We start from the raw sequence: 20,267 nt of genomic DNA on the forward strand, positions 1-20,267 counted from the left end.
GCGCGCGGTCGCGCTCCCGTACGCTGAACCCCATCGGGCGACTGCCCGGAACGGGCTGGGGTGCCGCGGCCGGAGGGCGACCGTGCGATCCACCCCGGCTGCGCGACGAGGCGGCAGGCATGCGGTTGGTGGGGCGGGAACGCGAGTCGGCCGAGCTGGCGCGCCTGCTGGAGACCGGGGCACGACTCGTCGCGGTGCACGGCCGCGCGGGAGTGGGCAAGTCGGCACTGCTCGCCGCGTTCGCCGAGTCGCGACCGCCGGGCACGTGGCTGCTCGGCGCCGACCTGGCCGGATCGGCCCAGGGTGCGCCGCTCCTCGAGGAGGTCGTGCGGCGCCTCGGCATCGGTCGGCCCGGCGTCTCGTCGACCGGCGGGGTCGACTCGACCGGCGGGGTCGACGCCGTCGACGCCATCGCCGCCGCGATCGGCGCCCGCCCCGCCGTCCTCGTCGTGGATCACGCGGAAGCGTGCCGCATCGAGCCGGCGGCGCTCACCGAGCTCCTGTCGACGTGTCGCCGGCTCGCGATCGTCGTCGCCGACCGCGCGACGGTGCCCGGGGACGCCCGCCTCGAGCTGCTCCCCCTCGCGCCCCCGCCGCCCGATGCCGGCCTCGAGCAGATCCGCGCGAACGCGGGCGTGCGCCTGTTCGCCGACCTCGCGACGCGCACGAGCGCCCGGTTCCACCTCGACGACCCCACCGCGCGCTCCGTCGCCGAGGTGTGCCGACTCGTCGGAGGCCTGCCCCTCGCGATCGAGCTGGCCGCGGCCCGCACCGCCATGCTCTCGCCCGAGCAGCTCGTGCGCGGTCTGCGCGGCGACGGCGGCCACGGGCTCGACCTGCTCGCCCGGCGCGGCGTCGGGACTCCCGCGGTCGGCGTCCGGGACGCCCTGTCGTCGACGCTCGGCGGGCTCGCCTCCTCCGAGCGGGACCTGCTGGCGGAGTTGGCCGGCTTCGCCGGACCCGTCCCGTTCAGCGCGGCGGTCGCCGTCAGCGGGCGGCCGACCGCCGAAGCCCTCGACGCCCTGCAGCGACTCGTCGACGTGCGCCTCGTCGAACCGGTCGTCGGACGCGCGTCGACGGAGCCCGTGTTCGACCTCCTGCCGATCGTCCGCTCCTACGTGCGCGAGACGCATCCCGACGACGGAACGCGCTCCTCCCGTCGGCGTGCCGCGCTGTCCGGATGGCTGGAGGAAGCCGCGTTCGCCCTCGAAGCCGCACGCCCGTCCGAGTCGGTGGACGTCGCCCGGGTGCTGCGGCGCGATCTCGTGGGGATCGCGCGACGGCTCGACGCCGACGACCCCGAGACCGCGGCCACCTGGCTCGTCGCCTGCGCGCCGGTGCTCGCGGGGCTCCCCGAGATCGTCGAGATCACCGAGTTGCTGGAGCAGTTCATCGCGACCGGCCGTGTTCCGGACCTCGCGCCGCCGCTCGCCGCACGGGTCTGGATGTGGAGCTCGCACCTGCTCTCGCTCTCGCCCGACGGCGGCGGACTGCGCGACCTCGTCGCCGACCGTCGCGAGCGGGCGGCCGCACTCGTGGATGCGCGGGCGTGGCCCCACCTCGACCTGCAGCTCAGGCTGGTCACCCTGCTCAACTTCGTCTCGACCGGCGACCTGCACCTGGCCGTCGAAGCGGCCGCCGTCGGCGCGCGGATCGCACGCGAACGCGCCGAGCCGGTGTGGTCGGCGCGATTCGAGGTCTGGCTGGCTTCGGCCGCGCATGCCGGCGGGGACGTCCAGGGGGCCCTCGAACTCGCGCTGGGCGCACTCGACCGCGCCGAGCGCGTGCAGGACGCCTACGCGATGGTCTCCGCGGCGGTCGTCCTGCACACGCTGCCTCCCGGAACCGTGCCGCCCGGCACACCCGTGCCGCCGCTCGAGGCGGCCCGCGAGCTCGCGCGCTCGCGCGGCGAGTCGACACTGGAGCGCTTCGCACTGGCCGCCCTCGCGAGCGAGGAGCGGGCCGCCGGTCGCCCGCTGGCCGCCGCGAAGTGGCTCGCGGAACAGCTCGTGCAGGGCGACCCGGCGGGCTGGTTGGTCGAGGCGCAGATCGCCCTCGTGCAGGCGGCGCTGATCGCCGACGAGATCGGCGACGACGCCTTCACCGCCAGGATGCTCGGCGCGGTGCGCGCCGACCTCGAGCGGACGCTGCGCGCGATGGCGCCGCGCAGCCGGATCGCCGTCGAACGCGCCTTCGCCGGGCTCGACGAGCGACTCGGCGCCGCGCGCGCCGCGCAGCTCATCGGCGCGGGCGGGGCGCTCGCGATCCCGGATGCCGCACGCGAGGCGGCGACCTGGCTCGACATGCACGCGGCAGCACCGGAGGCCGGGCAAGCCGATCCGGATCCGCTCACCCCGCGCGAGGCCGATGTGCTCGCCGTGCTCGCCGAAGGACTCACGAACAAGGAGATCGCGGCGCAACTGGGCCTCTCGGTCAAGACGGTGATGCACCACTCGGTCGCGATCTACCGCAAGCTCGACGTCCGCGGCAGGGCCGAGGCGACGGCGGTCGCGCACCGCCGGGGGCTCGTGCCGGGCACCGCGGCGAGGTGAACCTCGGCGCCGACCCGGGCATTTGCCCGATGCGGCGCCGGCACCGGCCGCCGTAGCCTCGGGCCGTCGGGCGCGCTTCCGGAAGGAGGTCGCGCCGGACCTCCTGCTTCATCGGGCTCGAGCGCTCGCCGCAGTTGCGTCGCGGGCGCGGACGGAGGCTGCACATGTCCGGTTCCATCACTCGTGCGCTCGCGGTCGCGGCGAGCGCGGCACTCGTCGCGACCGTGTCGGTCGCGATGGTCGCGGGGCCGACAGCGCCCGCGGAGCCGGCGGCGGCCGACGGGATGAGCGTCTCGTGCTACAACGGCATCTTCGACGGGTGGTACGCCAACCCGTACGTGGGGGCTACCGGCGACAGCTACGATCGCGACGCCGAGGCGCTCGAGGCGGCGCCTTCGTTCACGAGTCCACCGCGTTACGAGCAGGTTCGAACGGTGAGTTCGACCGACTCCGTGCTGGCGAACGACTACCAGTACATCGATCTCTTGGGAGAGACCCGGTCTCCCGTCCAGCGTTGGGGCGCGGTCGCTCACCTCTGGGACGGCCCCGACCATGCGAAATCCTTCACGCTCAATCCCGACGGCACGTTCGTCTGGGTTCCGCAGGACGGCTATTGGGGCGGCGATTCGTTCCAGTACGTCTACAGCGACGACGTCGCGGGCTCGCCGTGCTCGAACGTCGCGACGGTGACGATCAAGCCCGCGACGCTCGCGCGGTTGGTGGATGACGCATTCGTCGGATACCGGGACGAACCGCTGCGGGTCGGCAAGCTCGTCTGCGGGATCTACTGCGGCGTGCTCGAGAACGACCTGAACTGGAGCGGCGACAACGCCTACGGATGGGGAGCGTACACGGCGCAGATCACCAGGGTCGCGGTCCAGGGGCCGGGAGGCGGATGGAACGTGCAGCCCCTTTCGAACTTCACCTCCCAGACCACGTTCCGCGGCGGCACGGTCTCGCAAGTGGGCGCCAACGGGTCCTTCGTCTACACGCCGCCACCCGGCTTCGTCGGCACCGACACCTTCCTGTACCACGCCGCGAGCCTTCCCAAGTACGAACCGGATGCGATCGGCGCCGTCCTGCTGTTCGGCGAGCGGTATGCGCGCGTCACCATCACCATCAAGGAGCCGTGGGTCCCCGAACTGCCGCGGCCGGCCGAAGACGGCTTCGTCACCGACGAGGACGCGTCGATCACCCTCACCTCGGCCGACCTGCTCGGCAACGACGTCAACACCAACTACGTGCGGACGGTGAGCGGGGCCACGGTCAGCGGTCAGACGCCGATCCGAACGGCGCACGGCCGGCTCGACCTCGCCTGGCGCGACGTCATCCCAGGGGTCCCGCTGTATCAGGTCATCACGGGCCTGACCTACACGCCCGACCCCGACTTCACCGGGGTCGACCGCTTCCGCTACACCGGCTCGGATGCCCCGTTCGACGGCTCGCTCGCCGATGGTGGGGTCGTCTTCGAGGTCGCCCCGACCCCTGACGCGCCGGTCGCGCGAGACGACCTCGTCACCACGCTCGAGGACCGCGAGATCACGATCGACCTCGTCGCGAACGACACCGATGCCGACGGCGACTTCGCTCCCGAGACGACGGACTTCGACGACGAGTACCCCGGCGGAGGATCGACCTGGCACGGCGTCTGGACGCTCCAGGGCGACGGGAGTGTGCACTACGTCCCCGACCCCGAGTTCACGGGCGAGGCGGTCTACCGGTATGTGACCGGCGACGCCGCCGGTCACCGCGTTCGCGCCAAGGCGGTCGTGACTGTCACGGCTGATGACGCTGTCGATGACGCGTACGAGACGGCCGAGGATGCCGCCCTGTCGGTCTCCGCCGACGGCGGCGTGCTCGCCAACGACGACCCGGAGGCGGTCGCCGACGCACCTGTCGTCACCGCGGCGCCGACGCACGGCGCCGTCGATCTCGCCGCCGACGGCTCGTTCACCTACGAACCGGCAGCGGACTTCAGCGGCACCGACTCGTTCACCTACGAAGCCGGCGGCGACAGCGGCGTCGCCACGATCACGGTCGCACCGGTCAACGACGAGCCCACGGTCGCCCTGCGACCGTGGTGCGACCGCGCGATCGCCGGCATCGTCTGCATCCAGGACGAGGACGAGCGGGACGTCATCGAGGGCGGCACCGTCGAGCTGCGCGGCTCCATCGCCGACCCCGAGAAGGATGTCGGCACGTACGCGATCGAGTGGGGCGACGGGTCGACGACGACTGGCGCGTATCCCTGCTCGGACGAGGAAGCCGCCTGCCCGTTCACGGAGGAACCGACGTGGAGCACCGGCTGCCTCGGCGACTGCCCGCAGTACGACGGCCCCCTCTACTTCGCCTTCGAGCACCGCTACGCCGACGACCCGAGCGGCTCCGGCAACGGCGTGACGATCGAGTTCGGGGTGCGCGACACCGGTGACGGCCCGGTCGCCGCCGCTTCGGGGGGTGCGCGAGTGGCGAATTCCCCGCCGCAGCTCTTCATTCCGACGACACCCCTGACGGGCGTGCCGGGTGAACCGGTGACGCTCGCCGGAACGATCGCCGACCCGGGCTTCGACACCGAGGCGATCACCATCGACTGGGGCGACGGCAGCGAGCCGACCGAGCTGAGTGCACGATGCGACGCCCTCGCCGCCGACCCGGTCTGCCCGACCCCCTCGCTCCAGCCGGCCGACTGCGCGACCCAGGCCACGGCCTCGGCCGCATGCGGCGACTTCGCCGTGCAGCACACGTACGCCACGGGCGGGTCGAAGGCGATCTCGGTCACCGCGATCGACGACGACGGCGCGGTCGCGAACGCGGAGGCATCCGCCGAGATCACGTGGGTGAACTCCCCGCCGAGCGCGTCGAGTCCGGCCATCGACGCCGCCGAGGACCACCCGCGCACGCTCGACCTCGCGGAACTCGTCGACGACCTCGAGACGGCCGACGCCGACCTCGTCTACGAGTTGACGAGCCTTCCGGCGAGGGGCACAGCGGTGCTCGACGGCTCGGTCGTCACGTTCACGCCGATCGCCGACGCCCACGGCCTCGACGGATTCGGCTACCGCGTCACCGATCGCGGCGCGCCCGACGCCTGCGGCGCTCCGGGCGACGAGTGCGCCGCGCCGCTCTCGGCAGAGGGCCGGGTGGTCCTCGACCTCGTCGCGATCAACGACGCTCCGTCGTTCACGGCGGGCGACGACCAGGACGCCGTCGCCGACGGCCAGCCGCGCACCATGGCCGGCTGGGCGACGGCCGCATCGGCCGGCCCCGCCGACGAGTCCGGGCAGGGGCTGCACTTCGAGGTCGTCGTCGATGATCCCTCGCTGTTCGCCCCTGACGGGCAACCCTCGGTCGCGGCTGACGGCACACTGACGTTCACGCCCGTCGCGACCGGCACCGCCGCCGTCACGGTCATGCTGGTCGACGACGGGCCGTCGGCCCCGCCGCACCGATCGCGGAGCCTCGCGGCCTCGTTCTCGATCGAGATCGCCTCGCCCAACCTGCCGCCCGTGATCACCGCGCCGGCAGCGCGGTCGCTCGTGTACTCGGATGCCTCGTCGACGTCGTTCACGGCGACCGACCCCGAGGACGGCACGACCGGGCTGACGATCACGGCCTCCGGCCTGCCCGCCGGACTCGCGCTCACGGCGGGAGCGGCACCGACGCTCGCCGGCGTCGTCACCGCGGTACCCGGCACGTATCCCGTGGTGCTGCGGGCGTGCGACGCGCAGGGCGCGTGCGCCGAGGCATCCGTCGCGATCACGGTCGCCGCGGAGCGGGCAACCGTGCGCATCACGTCGCCGAGCGGGCCGATCGCCGCGCCGGTGGACGGCACCGCGCCGGCGTTCACCGTGACCGCAGTCGTGTCGGAGGACGCCGACGGCAGCCCGGGCGACCTGGGCAGGATCACGCCCGCCGACGTGCGGGTGACCCTCACTCCCGCCGCCGGGCCCGCCGCGACCTGCACGCCGCTCATCGGCACCGTGGTGCCCGGGACGACGGGCCGACCCGGCACGGTGACCGTGACCTGCCGGTTCGCGGCCGGAACGGCGCCCGGCACGCCGGAGCTCCGGGTCGCCGTCGGCGGATCGTTCGCCGGTTCGACGGTGACGAGGCCCGTCATCGCCGAACCGCCCAACGGCGCCGCCGTGACGACGCTCGCCAACGGGAACACGGCGGAGTTCCGCTTCCGGCTCCCGACGATCGCCCCGATCGGGGTGCTGCCGCGCGCCGCCGAGCTCACCTACCTCGAGCGGCGACCCAACGGGGCCCTCGTGACCTCGATGACCGCGACGAGCGTGTTGGCGTACGCGGTCACCGGTCCCGCGAGCGAACGTCGCCTGGTGGTCACGGGCCTCGCGACGCTCGACGGGCGGCGCGGTCAGCTCTTCGTCGCGACGATGGTCGACCGCGGGGCAGGCATCGGCGACTCGTACCAGCACGTCGTGTCGCTGCGCAGCCGAAGCCAGGTCTCGCTCACCGGGCTCCCCGGCGACAGCCTGACGCTGCCCCCGAGATGACGGCCGGCCGATGCCGAAGCGGGCGGATGCCCCGGGCGCGAAGCGCACCCGAGGCATCCGCCGCGTCGCGGCTGGACCCGCCGGCCGCTCGCGCCCGTCAGGCAGCGGTCATCGCGAGACCTTCACCGTGACCGGCGCACTCGTGGTGACCCCGGCGGCGTTGCGGAACTCCACGGTGTACGCGTAGGCCCCCTTCGGCTTGCCGGCGACCTCGAGCGTCGCGCGCTGCGCGCCGGGGGTCGCCGCCGCGAGCTCGCCCTCGCCGACGACGCGGCCGTCCTCGAGGAAGGCGTACGAGGTCGCGTTCTGACCCCACCACAGGTTGGCCGTGAGGGTGTAGCCGCCGTCACCGTCACGGTTGTCGTGGCTCAGCACCGGCACGGAGGGATTCGCGTCGCGCACCGTGACCGTGAGCGGCTTCGTCGGGGTCGTCCCCTTCGAGTTCAGGAGCTCCCCGACGAAGGTGTACGTGCCGTTGCCGAGCCCCTGCACCGGCACGACCACGCGCTGGGCCCTCGGCGTCTGCGGCGAGAGCCGCTCGGTGTGGACGAGCTCGCCGTCCTGATAGAGCTTGAACAGGCTCGCGTTCTCACCCCACCAGAGGTTCATCGTGACGTCGAAGTCGCCGTCGCGCAGGCCCGTGTCCCACCCGTTGTCCGAGGAGAGCCCCCCGGCGCCCGGTGCGGCGGTGGCGCCGTCGTCGGTCGGCACCTCTGGGGCGAACATCGCCGGTTCGAGCGGCGTCACGGTGAGCGAGACGAGCTCGGCGGCGCCGCCCTCGGCCCACAGGCCGAGGTCGTCGGCGCCCGCGTTCGGGAACACCTGGTCGGTGATCGTCGCACGGCCGTCGGCCGAGAAGACCTCGACCGAGGACCGGTCCACGTACACCGTGACCGCGAGCCGGCCGTCCTCGAGGGCGACCGGGGCGTCGTCGAGCGAGGCGAACGCGGGGTGGAACTCGGTGTTCCCCGAGGACCGCCGGTCGACGAAGAGGCGACCGGCGGCCGTGTCGTAGCCGATGCGCGTCGACGCCTCGCCATCGCCGAGGACGCTGAGCCCGAACGCGTCGGCGTCGCCCGGCTCGAACACGGCGTCGACCTTCAGCACGTCGCCCTCGACCTCGTCGAGGGTCGCGGCGCCCTCCTCGATGCCGCGCGCACCGACGGTCACCGCGTCATCGGCTCGCAGGAGGGACTCGATCTCCGGCACGACCCGCTGCACGAGTCGCGGCCCGCGGTCCGTCGATGCGAGCGCGACCTCGCGCGGCAGCGCGTTCGCGCTGCGCCAGGAGCCGGTCGGGATGTCGTTCGCGTAGTCCCAGTTGTTCATCCAGCCGAGCATCACGCGTCGATCGTCGGGGGCGTTCGAGAACGAGACCGTCGCGTAGTAGTCCCGGCCCCAGTCGAGCCAGTCGTAGCGCTCGTTGCGGGGCGCGGCCGCGACGTCGGAGAACATCACCTGGTCGACGAGCACGTGTCCCCAGCCGAACCGGTTGTTGTCGACGATGCGAACGGATGCCTCGCGCCCGGCGAACTCCGCGACGTCCCAGCTCACCCAGTCGAGGTTCTCGCTGTTGCGTCCGGTGGCCGTGCGCACGACCTCGCCGTCGACGACGAGGTTCACGCTCGTCTCGTCGGTTCGCGGCTGCGCCGGCTCGGCGCCGAGCACGAGGTGGTCGAGCGTGAGGTGGCCCCAGCCGCCGTTCGTGTCGTCGTGCAGTTGGAACTGCGCGTCGCGTCCGGCGAACTCCGAGACGTCCCACGCCTTCCACTGGAGCGCCCCGCCGTCGGCGCCGGTGGCCGTGCGCACGATCTCGCCGTCGACGATCAGGCGCGCCTCGAGCGTGCCGTCGAGTCGCTTGCCGCCGCCGAGCAGGAAGCTCAGGTGGTCTTCGCCCGGCTGGATGGCGAACACCGGCGAGGTGACGTCGCCGACGTTGTCGTCGCCCCTGGGCCCGGCCTCGAAGAGGTTGATCCGCTTCTGTCCGAGGTAGTAATCGCCGCCCTGTGTGGACGGGCTGCGGCTCGGGTCGGTCGCGAAGTCGCCGGTGGCCACCCAGCCGGTGTCGGCCAGCGTGGTGCCGTCGGAGAACTCGAACCCGTCGAACAGCAGACGCCCGGCGGGCGGCTCGTTGTCGAGCCGGGCGCCGTCGACGTGCGGGTGGTTGCCGCCGCCGACCAGCAGGTTCACGTAGTCCTGCTCGATCGTGAAGGCGGGGGATTCCATGCTGCCGACGGGCCAGTCGTGGCCGGTGAAGCCGTTCACCAGCCCGGCGCCGACGAAGCCCGTCACCGGGTTCTGGCCGGGCAGGGTGCCCGCGGCGGGGGCGTCGGTCCACGGGCCGTTCGCCTCGTGGCCCGGCTCGTTCGACACCTGCCAGCCCTCGTAGTCGCCGCCGTCGAAGCCCGCGAACAGCTCGCCCGCAGGCACCTCGTCGTCGGCGACGGTGCTCTCCGACGTGAAGGTCGTGCCGTCGAACTCGCCGACGAAGTACTGCCCGCCCGAGCCGCCGGCCGGTGCGCCCGGGTTCAGATTGACGACCATCACCCACTTGGTGTTCGCGGGATCGCCGTCGACGGCGAGCGGGAAGAGGTCGGGGCACTCCCAGATGCCGCCGGTCGCGTTGGCCGGACCGAAGTCGCTGAGGTGCGTCCAGGTCTTGAGGTCGTCGCTGCGCGCGAGCACCACCTGGTACTGCAGTGCCTCGACGGCGACCATGACCCAGTACGACTCGCCCGTCTCGGGATTCGTGTGGCGGAACACCTTCGGGTCGCGGAAGTTCGCGGACCCGCGGTCGTAGACGGGGTTGCCCTCGTACTTCGTCCAGGTCTGCCCGTGGTCGGTGCTGTACGCGAGCGACTGCGCCTGGCGACCGGCGAGCGTCGGATGCGCCGCCGTGTACGCGCTCGTGTAGACCGCGACCATCGGCGGGTTCTCGGCCGTGCCGAACCCGCTGGTGTTCTCCTCGTCGACCACGATCGAGCCCGAGAAGATGTCCTCGATCGAGACGCCGTTCTCGTCGAAGGTCTGCGGGATCGCGAGCGGCTGCTCCTCCCAGTGCAGGAGGTCGTCGCTCGTGGCGTGCCCCCAGCTCATGTTGCCCCAGCGGGTGCCCGACGGGTTGTGCTGGAAGTACAGGTGCCACGTGCCGTCTTCGTAGACGAGTCCGTTGGGGTCGTTCATCCAGTTGCGCTCGGGTGAGAAGTGCACCGCCGGCCGGTACTGCTCAGTGGCCGGATCCGATGCCGGATCCTCGGCGGATGCCGCCGCGGCCGGGCCTCCGAGGAGGGAGGCGGTGAGTGCGGCGATGGCGGCGCTCGCCGCCGCCATCCTTCGCGCTGATATCGTCGTCATCGATCGATTCGCCTTTCATCGCGTAGCTCTCGAGGAGAGCTATGACATCGTTGTCAGGTAGACGAGCGCGACACTACGCAGTGTCCGACGGACAATGCAAGCCCTCGGTCAGCTCGCGGCGACCGGCGCCTCCGACGGCCGGCGCAGCAGGGCGCCCTCACGTCGAACGGTCGCGGCCGCGATCGCCATGGCCTCGCCGAGCACGTTCGACCAGGCCGCCTCCGACCCGGGCATCCCGTCGACCGCGATGCGGTGCACGACGGCCGACAGGGTCGCATCGCCGGCGCCCATCGTGTCGACGACCGGGCCGGGCAGGTCGACGATGCCGGCGCGGATCTCGAGGTCGCGGTGGTGCACGCGAGCACCGTCGCGGCCGGCGGTCGCGAGGACCGCGGGCCCGGAGACGGGTCCGGCCGCAGGCGCCTCCGCACCCGATCGGAGCCGCGCGACGAACGCGTCGAGCGGCGCCTCGAGCAGCAGCGCGGCATCCTCGTCGCCGACCTTGACGAGCAGCGCCTCGCTCGCGAGCCGCTCGAAGCCCCGAAGGAACCCGTCGCGGTCGTGCAGCATGCCCGAGCGCGGGTTCGCGTCGATGACGAGCCGCTCGCGCGGGCGATCGACGGCGTGGCGCAGCGCGGTCGCCTGCCGGGCGTCGTCGAACGGGAAGCAGCTGACGACGACCAGGTCGGCCGAGTCGAGGGCCGCACGAGCCTCGTCGTCGAACGCGATGCGTCGTTGCCGGGCCGCATCGTTGAACTCGTACCGCGGTTCGCCGCCCTCGGTGCGATCGGAGACGGCGCGCGACGTGCCCGCGGGCGAGGGGCTCGCGACCAGTCGCACCCGGTGGTCGGCGAGGTACCGGCGGATGCGGTCGCCGGGCTCGTCGTCGCCGACCATCGCGAGGAGCGTCACCTCCTCGCCGAGGAGGGCGAGGCCGACCGCGACGTTGAGCGCGGCGCCGCCGACGAACTCGCGGACCCCCGATGGGCCGCGAAGCTCGTCGATGAGCGCGTCGCCGATGACGACGACGCGGGGCGGACTGGCACGGGGCGGGCGGGCACCGGGCTGGCGAGCGCCGGGCGCCACCTCGGGCCTCACCGGGCGCTCGCCCGGTGCGGCAGTTCGCCGCTGCCGCGCTCGATGAGCCTGGTGGGCACGATGGTGCGCCGAGCGGAAGATTCGTCGCCGTCGAGGCGCGCGAAGACGCGCTCGGCGGCGATGCGGCCGATCGCATGCGGATCCTGGGCGACGACGGTCACGCCGGGAACGAGCAGGTCGCCCAGGGGCACGTCGTCGAACCCGACGAGCGCCGTGTCGAGGTGGCGGCCGAGCTCGCGCAGGGCGCGGATCACGCCGATCGTGACGAGGTTCTGGGCGCTGAAGATCGCGGTGGGCGGATCGTCGGCCTCGAACAGCGCGAGCGTGGCCTGCCTGGCGGTCTCCTCGTCGTGCAGCCCCTCGACGACGGGCGCGTCGCCGGTCGCGATGCCCGCACGGCCGAGTTCGTCGAGGAAGCCGCGGCGGCGCTCCTGCGCGGTGCGGATGTCATGCCGGTCGCCGAGGTACGCGAGGCGCCGGTGTCCGTGCGCGATGAGGTGGCGGGTCGCCACCGCCGCGCCGGCGGTGTTGTCGCTCACCACGGAATCGGAGGTGACGCCGGCGGGCTGCCGGTCGACGAAGACCACGGGCGTGCCGCGTCGCAGCTCGGGGGCGAGGTAGGCCTGGTCTTCTGACACCGTGGTCAGGATGAGGCCGTCGACCCGGCGGCGCAGGAACGCCGAGACGGCGGCCTGCTCGCGTTCGGGGTCGTCGTCGAGGCTCGAGGCGAAGACCGCGACGCCGCGGGCGAGGGCGGCGTCTTCGACGGCGCGGTGCACGGCGCCCGCGAACGGGTTGTCGACGCTGCCGACCAGCAGCCCGAGGGTTCGGGTGCGGCCGTCGGCGCGCCGGAGGTTGCCGGCGTGCAGGTCGGGCTCGTAGTCGAGCGAACGCGCGGCCTTCAGCACGCGCTCGATGGTCGCCGCCGAGACGTTCGGCTCGCCGTTGATGACCCTGGAGACCGTCTTCACCCCGACGCCCGCGAGCGTGGCGACGTGGCGCATCGTCGGCCTGGACCGCGTGCGCGCGTCGGCGGAGAGGGCTTCGTCGGTGCGCCCGGCGGCGCGCTCGGGCGGCGTCGGGTTCGCGTCTGACAACGGTGTCACAATTCGATCTCCAATGTGCGGTGTCGGGTTGACTATACACACGGGCATGAGCTAGACCTAACGCTGACATCGTTGTCAACGGGGCAACGGGTCGCAGACACCAGAGGAGATTCACCGATGAATCACGCAGCACCCGGCGCGCTCCGGCGCCGCCTCATCGCAGCCGGTTCGCTCACGGCCGCCGCGGCACTCGCATTCACCGGATGCGCCTCGTCGGGCGGCGACGCCGCCGACGCGGCCGGCGGAGACGGCGCGATCGGCGTCTCGCTCATCGTCAAGACCACGACGAATCCGTTCTTCGTCGCGATGCAGGACGGCGCGAAGGCGGCGGCCGAGGATCTCGGCGTCGAGCTGACACTCGCGGCCGGCAAGGAGGACGGCGACGAGGACACCCAGATCCAGGCCGTCGAGAACGCGATCTCGAAGGGCGACGCGGGCATCCTGATCACGCCGAACGGCCCCGGCGTCGAGGACGCACTCGTGAAGGCGCGCGACGCCGGACTGTACGTCATCGCCCTCGACACCCCGCCGGCGAACCCCGATGCAGTGGACATCACCTTCGCGACCGACAACTTCCAGGCCGGCCAGGAGATCGGCGCGTGGACGGCGGCCAAACTCGGCGGTGAGAAGGCCACCATCGCCATGATCGACCTCTTCGACGACAAGATCGTCTCCGTCGACGTGCAGCGCGACCAGGGCTTCCTCGACGGCATGGGCATCGACCTCGCCGACGAGGGCGCCAACGGCGACGAGGCGCCCACGGGCAGCTACAGCGGCGGCGACTACGAGATCGTCGGCAACGAGGCATCCCAGGGCGCCGAGGACGGCGGCCGCACGGCCGCAGAGACGCTGCTCTCGAAGAACCCCGACATCAACGTCGTCTACACGATCAACGAACCGGCCGCCTACGGCGCGTACGAGGCGTTCAAGGCCGCCGGCAAGGAGGACGGCCTCATCGTCGTCTCGGTCGACGGCGGATGCGCCGGCATCGACGCCGTGCAGCAGGGGCTGATCGGCGCCACGAGCCAGCAGTACCCGGTCAAGATGGCCGAGCTCGGCGTGCAGGCGATCTTCGACCTCGTCGAGACCGGCGCCTCGCCCGAGGTGTCCGAGGGCCTCGACTTCTTCAACACCGGCGTCGCCCTCGTCACCGACGACCCGCAGGACGGCGTCGAGTCGATCGACACCGCCGAGGGCGCCGACATCTGCTGGGGCTGACCGCGCCAGTCCGACGCCCCATGAGGCGACGGTGAGCGGATGCCCCGGCCGGGGCATCCGCTCACCGGCACCCGCACCGCACGCACCACCGCACCAACGAAACCGGAGCACCACGTGAGTCATACGACCGCCTCGCCGAGCCCCTCGGCGAACCGAACCCCAGAGGGCGAGCCGCCGACCTCGGCGCTCGACCTGGCCGAGGAGTTCCTCGACCGCACCACCCCGCTCAGCCGGATCCGGAGCATCCTGCACCGCTACCCGGCGATCAGCCCGGCCATCGTGCTCGTGCTCGCGATCGTCGTCTTCGGCCTGCTGAACGAGCGCTTCCTGAACCCCGCGAACCTCTCGCTGATCACCCAGCAGGTGGCCGTCGTCGGCACGCTCGCGATCGCGCAGACGCTGATCATCCTCACCGCCGGCATCGACCTCTCCGTCGGCGCCGTCATGGTCCTGAGCTCGATGGTCACGGCGCAGGCGACCGTGCACCTCGGCATCCCCGCCGTCGTCGGCCTGCTGCTCGGCCTCCTCGTCGGGCTCGGCGCCGGCGCCCTGAACGGCGTGCTCGTGACCAGGCTCAAGCTGCCGCCGTTCATCGTCACGCTCGGCACGCTGAACATCTTCATCGCCCTGACGCTGCTCTACTCGAGCGGCGCGACCGTGCGCGGCGGCGAGATGCCCGACCTGCTCACCTGGACCGGCTCGGTCATCCCCCTGGGCGGCGTCAACATCACGGTCGGCGTGCTCATGATGCTCGTGCTGTACGTCGTGCTCGCGCTCATCCTGCAGAAGACGGCCTGGGGCCGCCACGTCTACGCCGTCGGCGACGACCCGGAGGCCGCGCGCCTCGCCGGCATCCGCGTCAACCGTGTGCTGATGAGCGTCTACCTCGCCGCCGGGGCCATCCTCGCGATCGGCGCCTGGATCCAGATCGGCCGGACGAACGCGGCATCCCCGAACGCTGGAGCCGACCTCAACCTCGACTCGATCACCGCCGTCGTGATCGGCGGCACGAGCCTCTTCGGCGGTCGCGGGACGGTCTGGGGCACCCTGCTCGGTGCGCTCATCGTCGGCGTGTTCCGCAACGGGCTGTCGCTCGCCGGGCTCGACGTGCTCTGGCAGACCTTCGCGGTCGGCGTGCTCATCGTGGTCGCGGTCTCCGTCGACCAGTGGATCAGGAAGGTTCGGAAATGACCATCGACACGACCACGGAGCGCGAGCCGATCCTGCGCGCCCGCCGCCTCGTGAAGACGTTCGGCCGCGTGGTCGGCCTCGACGGCGCGAGCCTCGAGCTCTACCCGGGCGAGGTGCTCGCCGTCATCGGCGACAACGGGGCCGGCAAGTCGACCCTGATCAAGTGCCTCACCGGCGCCGAGGTGCCCGACGAGGGCGAGATATGGCTCGAGGGCAAGCCCGTGAGCTTCAAGCGCCCGCAGGATGCCCGCGATGCCGGCATCGAGACGGTCTACCAGAACCTCGCCGTCTCACCGGCGCTGGATGTCGCCTCGAACCTCTTCCTCGGCCGCGAGCTGCGCAAGAAGGGCGTGCTCGGCTCGGTGTTCCGGGTCGTCGACCAGAAGGGCATGCGCCAGCGGGCCCGCGACGAGCTGCGAGCCCTCGGCATCTCGACCCTGCAGGACGTCACGGTTCCGGTCGAGAACCTCTCGGGCGGCCAGCGGCAGGCGGTCGCGGTGGCCCGGGCGGCGGCCTTCGGGTCGCGGGTGGTCGTGCTCGACGAGCCCACGGCCGCACTCGGCGTGCGCGAATCCAACCAGGTGCTCGAACTCATCCGGCAGCTACGGGAACGGGGCATCCCCGTCATCCTCATCTCGCACAACATGCCGCACGTCTTCGACGTCGCCGATCGAATCCACGTGCAGCGGCTCGGCAAGCGGGCGGCGACCATCACGCCCGAGACCCACTCGATGACGGACGCGGTCGCGATCATGACGGGCGCGGCGACGGAGTGACGTCCCACCGGGCGGATGCCGCCGGCGCGGTGGGCTGGGCGACGAGCCCGGCCCACCGCGCCGGCGGTTTCGCTGCGCCGTCGGTTCGCTGCGCCGGCTACCCGCCGGTCGGGCGGACGAGGCCTTCGTGCGCCCGAAGGTGGTCGAACCGGCCGTCGGCGACTCGGAGTACNCTGCGCCGGCTACCCGCCGGTCGGGCGGACGAGGCCTTCGTGCGCCCGAAGGTGGTCGAACCGGCCGTCGGCGACTCGGAGTACGCCGTCGCGTCCCCAGGAGACCGGGATCGGGTCGGAGAGCGCACCGATGAAGTCGCCGCGCTCATCGACGTGGTGGAAGGCGAACAGGAACCACTCGCCGGCCCGGTCCTGCACGAGACGGCCCGCGTACAGCGACTCGTCGGTCAGCCGGCTCGCCCGCTCGATCGGATACGGGCCGAGCGGATCGTCGATGGGCACGGTCCAGACGCCTCCCCCGCCCGCGGCACGGCGGGTCGAGCCGAGTTCGCCAGCGAGGCAGCTGAAGATCAGCACGAGCCGTCCGTCGATCTCGGCGACCTGGGGAACCTCGAGTTGGCCGAACCCCGCGCCCGGCGCCGACAGCGGAGGCTGCACCGTCCAGCTCACGAGATCCTCCGAGGTGGCGTGGCCGACGACGCCGCGTTCGTCGGCATCGCCGGTGTTCGCGCGCGCCGTGACGAGCATGTGCCAGCCGCGCCCGTCCTCCGATGCGAACACCCAGGGGTCGCGCCACGCCTCGTCGAACCAGTCGCCGCTGCCGTACTTCTCGTACCAGCGGGCGTCGGCCTCGGCGACCGCGTCGCCGTGCTTCGTCCAGGCGTACAGGTCGGGCGAGGTCGCGGTGCCGACGCGCTGCACGAGGCCGGCATCCGATCTCGACGTCCCCGTGTAGAACAGGCGCCAGGTGCCGTCGGGCTGCCGGAGCACCGAGCCGGTCCAGGTCGTGTAGTCGTCGAACGCCGGCACGTCGGACACGATGAGCGCATCCGCGACCTCCCTCCAGTTCCGGAGGTCGGACGAGACGGCGTGTCCGACGGTCACGTTGAAGTGGCGCCGGTTCGGGTCGCCGAGCGCCCGCGAGGCCTTGAGGTAGAACACGTGGTGGTCGGTGCCGTCGTCGGCGAACCACATGTCCCAGGTCCAGACGTCGGGAAGTGTGAATGGCATCAGCCCTTGACTCCTGAGGATGCGATCGAGTTGATGAAGGATTTCTGGAAGGCGATGAACAGCGCCACCACGGGCACGGTGATGAGCGACGAGTACGCCATCACCTGGCCCCACGAGACGTTGAGCTGGAAGAAGTACTGCAGGCCGATCATCACGGGCCGCAGCTCCTCGCTCTGGATGACCATGAGCGGCCAGAGGTAGGAGTTCCACGCCGGCAGGAAGGTCAGGATCGCGACGGTCGCGATGGCCGGTCCGGACAGCGGCATGACGACGCGAGCGTAGATGGCGAACCATCCGGCGCCGTCGACCCGGGCCGCCTCGTCGAGCTCGCGCGGGATCGATGAGAAGTACTGGTAGAAGAGGTACACCGAGAACGCGTTCGCGATGAACGGGATGATCTGCACGTGGTACGTGTTCAGCCAGCCCTGGCTGAACTCGAGGCTGAACCCGTTCGCCTCGAGCGAGGGCAGCTTGTTCACCCACCACAGCAACGGCAGCGCCAGCGTCTCGAACGGGACGATGAGCGTCGCGAGGATCAGGGTGAGGACGAACCCGCGCCCGCGCCAGCGCAGCCGCGCCAGGGCGAAGGCCGCCATGCTGTTGATCAGGATGCCGAGCACGACGGTGACGCCCGAGATCACCACGGAATTGGCGAGGAACTGCCAGAACGGCACGCGGTCGAACACGCCCGCGTAGTTGTCGAGCGAGACCTCGCCGACCGGCGCGAACGCGCGCCAGGAGCCGAGGTCGGCGAAGATCTGCAGGTCGGGCTTCAACGACGACACGAGCATGAACACGATCGGCAGGGCGAAGAAGCCCACGATCGCGATGCGCGCGACGGTGATCAGAACGCGGCTGCGCCGGCCGGGCCGGTTCGCGCCGCTCGTGCGGTTCGCGCGGCTCGCCGGGGGTTCGAGGTCGGGGAGGACCGTCGCTTCGGTGGTGACCACGTCGCTCAGCTCCTTTCGCGGGTCAGGTAGCGCTGGATGCCGGAGACGATGAGCACCAGCACGAAGAACACGAGCGAGATCGCCGAGGCGAGCCCGGTCTGCAACTGCTGGTAGCCCGTTCGCACGGCCTGGTAGACGACCGTGGTGGTGCTGTCGAGCGGACCGCCCTGCGTCATCACGGCGATCTGGGTGAACAGGCTGAAGGAGGCGATCGTGATAGTGACGAGGATCAACGTGGCCGTCTGTCGAAGGCCGGGCCAGGTGACGAACCGGAACTGCTGCAGCCGGTTCGCGCCGTCGATCTCGGATGCCTCGTACCGTTCGGCCGGAATCGTCTGCAGACCCGCGAGCCAGATCACCATGTGGAACGCGACGCCCTGCCAGATCGACATGAACATGATCGCCGGCAGTGCCCAGACCGGGTCGTTGAGCCAGTCGATCGGGCTGTAGAGGCCGCCGGTGAGGCCGCTGAGGGCCTGGTTGATCAGGCCGTCCTTCTGGTACATGAAGCGCCAGAGGAGCGACACGACGACCATCGAGGTCACGACCGGGAGGAAGTACACGGTGCGGAAGAAGGTGGTGCCGCGCACCTTCGCGTTGACGAGCAGCGCGAGCAGGAGGGCGGAGCCGGCCTGCACGGGCACCACGACGACCGCGAAGAGGAACGTGTTGCGCACCGACGCCCAGAAGACCGGGTCGGAGAACAGGTAGGCGAAGTTCTCGAGCCCGACGAACTGCCCGGGTCGGGGAGAGATCAGCCGGGTGTCGGTGAACGCGAGCCCGAACGCGAGCGCGATGGGGATCAGCAGGAACAGGGCGAACAGCACGAGTGCGGGGCTGATCATCCAGGCGGCCGCCGAGCGTTCGCCCTTCAGGGCGCGCCGCCGCCCTCGGGTGGAGGTGGAGGTCGGGTGCGCCGGTTCCGCCTGCGCGGGGGCGACGGTGTGAGTGGTCATGGTGAGCCTCTGTGATCAGTGGGCGCGGCGCACACCGTGCGCCGCGCCCACAGGCGGACGGGTTCCGAGATCAGAACTCGTAGCCGCCGTTCTGCTGGATGTCCCGGTCGATGTCGGAGACCGCCTTGTCGAGGATGCTCTTCGCGTCTCCGCCGGACAGGATGTCCTGGGTCGCCTTCTGGAAGACGGAGGAGATGTACGGGTACGCGGCCGTTTCGGGGCGGACCACCGCGAACTGGTCGGCCAGCTCGAGGTAGATGCGGTTGTCGCCGCCCTCCGCGTACGCGGGGATCTCGGCCGCGGCGTCGAGGGTCGCGGGAATCAGCCCGGTCGCCTCGCCGTACTGGACGAAGTACTTCGTGTCGTGGGCGAACTCGAGGTACGCGCGAGCGCCGTCGACGTCGTCGCACCCGGTCGTGAGCCCCCACTGCCAGGAGCCGGCACCGATCTTCGGGCCGTCGCCGAAGTCCGGCGGCGGCAGCACCACCGCGTCGTCGAACGCCTCGCGCACGGTCGTGTCCGCCCAGTTGCCGGTGTAGAGGATGCCGCTGGTCCCGTTGACGAAGTCGGCCGTGGCGTCCTCGCCGGAGGCCTGCGCCATGTACCCGCTGTCGACGAGCCCGCGGAACCACTCGGCCCATGCCAGGGCCTCGGGGCCGTTGAGCACGCCGTCGGCCGTCTGGAAGTCGGAGCGGTCGATCAGGTCCCCGCCGAAGCTCTGCAGGAGCGGCGAGTACGCGTACGGGATCCACTCGCCGCCGCCGCCGGTGCCGAAGTCGACGGCGTAGTCGAAGCGGTTCAGCCCGTCGATCTTCGCGAGGGCGTCGGCGAACTCCTCGCCCGTCCACGGCTCGTCGACGGTGGGAACGCGCACGCCGGCGTCGGCGAGCGTCGACTCGCGGCTGAACATCGCGAGGGCGACGTCGAAGAAGCCGTAGGCGTAGACCTCGTCATCCACGACGCCGAGCGTTCCGGCGAGCTGGCCGTCGTAGGTTTCCTCGGGCAGGCCGAGCGGCTGGATGTACCCGGCCCAGGCCCAGTTGGCGACGTTGGGGCCGTCGATGTCGACGATGCACGGGAGGTTGTCCGAGGTAGCCGCCGCGACGACCGCGTCGTTGTAGGCATCCTGCGGGAAGTCGGTGATCTCGACGGTGTAGTCGTCCTGGCTGGCGTTGAAGTCGTCGACCATGCTGGTGATGACGCCCAGCTCCGCCTCGTTGCCGCCGGCGTGGGTCCACAGTTCGATGGTTCCTCCGCCGGAGTCGCCGGAACCTGCTGACGTGCATCCGGCGGTTGCGGCGACCGCGAGGGTCGCTAGGCTGGCCGCAACGATGCGACCGATTTTTCGGGACACTGATCTGCTCC

12 protein-coding genes are annotated in these 20,267 nt (G+C 71.6%); 5 read left to right on the forward strand and 7 right to left on the reverse strand.

Going from position 1 to position 20,267, the window contains the following annotated elements; genetic code table 11:
• Positions 1-119: 119 nt before the first annotated feature.
• Both GE115_RS19115 and GE115_RS12610 read left to right on the forward strand, forming a co-directional pair.
• Positions 120-2,552: a LuxR C-terminal-related transcriptional regulator gene (locus GE115_RS19115; protein ID WP_281350862.1), complete on the forward strand. Its 2,433-nt coding sequence runs from the start codon at positions 120-122 to the stop codon at positions 2,550-2,552.
• Positions 2,553-2,716: 164 nt separating this feature from the next.
• Positions 2,717-7,069, forward strand: a complete 4,353-nt coding sequence (locus tag GE115_RS12610; protein WP_153685144.1) for an Ig-like domain-containing protein — start codon at positions 2,717-2,719, stop codon at positions 7,067-7,069.
• A 108-nt stretch (positions 7,070-7,177) separates the two neighbouring features.
• Here GE115_RS12610 and GE115_RS12615 read toward each other — a convergent pair whose 3' ends face one another.
• From GE115_RS12615 to GE115_RS12625, 3 genes are all read right to left on the reverse strand, one after another.
• A complete protein-coding gene (locus GE115_RS12615; protein WP_246190765.1) occupies positions 7,178-10,399 on the reverse strand; it encodes a GH32 C-terminal domain-containing protein in 3,222 nt (1,073 codons plus the stop codon).
• Positions 10,400-10,531: 132 nt separating this feature from the next.
• Positions 10,532-11,521 (reverse strand): PfkB family carbohydrate kinase, encoded by a 990-nt coding sequence (locus tag GE115_RS12620; RefSeq protein WP_312855135.1) that lies wholly within the window; start codon positions 11,519-11,521, stop codon positions 10,532-10,534.
• Positions 11,518-12,525: a LacI family DNA-binding transcriptional regulator gene (locus tag GE115_RS12625; RefSeq protein WP_153685234.1), complete on the reverse strand. Its 1,008-nt coding sequence runs from the start codon at positions 12,523-12,525 to the stop codon at positions 11,518-11,520. Before GE115_RS12625 ends, GE115_RS12620 begins: the two co-directional genes overlap by 4 nt.
• A 219-nt stretch (positions 12,526-12,744) precedes the next feature.
• Between GE115_RS12625 and GE115_RS12630 the strand changes: the two genes are divergently transcribed.
• From GE115_RS12630 to GE115_RS12640, 3 genes are all read left to right on the forward strand, one after another.
• Positions 12,745-13,845, forward strand: a complete 1,101-nt coding sequence (locus GE115_RS12630) for a substrate-binding domain-containing protein (RefSeq protein ID WP_153685146.1) — start codon at positions 12,745-12,747, stop codon at positions 13,843-13,845.
• Positions 13,846-14,037: 192 nt separating this feature from the next.
• On the forward strand, positions 14,038-15,036 hold the full coding sequence (locus GE115_RS12635; protein ID WP_246190778.1) for an ABC transporter permease: 999 nt from the start codon (positions 14,038-14,040) through the stop codon (positions 15,034-15,036).
• On the forward strand, positions 15,033-15,812 hold the full coding sequence (locus GE115_RS12640; RefSeq protein ID WP_153685148.1) for an ATP-binding cassette domain-containing protein: 780 nt from the start codon (positions 15,033-15,035) through the stop codon (positions 15,810-15,812). Before GE115_RS12635 ends, GE115_RS12640 begins: the two co-directional genes overlap by 4 nt.
• Before the next feature lie 182 nt (positions 15,813-15,994).
• Here GE115_RS12640 and GE115_RS12645 read toward each other — a convergent pair whose 3' ends face one another.
• The 4 genes from GE115_RS12645 to GE115_RS12660 form a co-directional block, all read right to left on the reverse strand.
• Positions 15,995-16,996 (reverse strand): glycoside hydrolase family protein, encoded by a 1,002-nt coding sequence (locus GE115_RS12645; protein WP_153685149.1) that lies wholly within the window; start codon positions 16,994-16,996, stop codon positions 15,995-15,997.
• Complete coding sequence (locus tag GE115_RS12650; protein ID WP_153685235.1) at positions 16,996-17,787, reverse strand: carbohydrate ABC transporter permease; 792 nt, start codon at positions 17,785-17,787, stop codon at positions 16,996-16,998. The genes GE115_RS12645 and GE115_RS12650 overlap by 1 nt, the downstream gene beginning before the upstream one ends.
• Positions 17,788-17,951: 164 nt before the next feature.
• Positions 17,952-18,902, reverse strand: a complete 951-nt coding sequence (locus tag GE115_RS12655) for a carbohydrate ABC transporter permease (RefSeq protein WP_153685150.1) — start codon at positions 18,900-18,902, stop codon at positions 17,952-17,954.
• Between the two features lie 70 nt (positions 18,903-18,972).
• Positions 18,973-20,256, reverse strand: coding sequence for an extracellular solute-binding protein (locus tag GE115_RS12660; protein ID WP_312855136.1), 1,284 nt, complete (start codon positions 20,254-20,256; stop codon positions 18,973-18,975).
• Positions 20,257-20,267 lie beyond the last annotated feature (11 nt).

Source organism: Agromyces agglutinans (assembly GCF_009647605.1).
Lineage (GTDB): Bacteria > Actinomycetota > Actinomycetes > Actinomycetales > Microbacteriaceae > Agromyces > Agromyces agglutinans.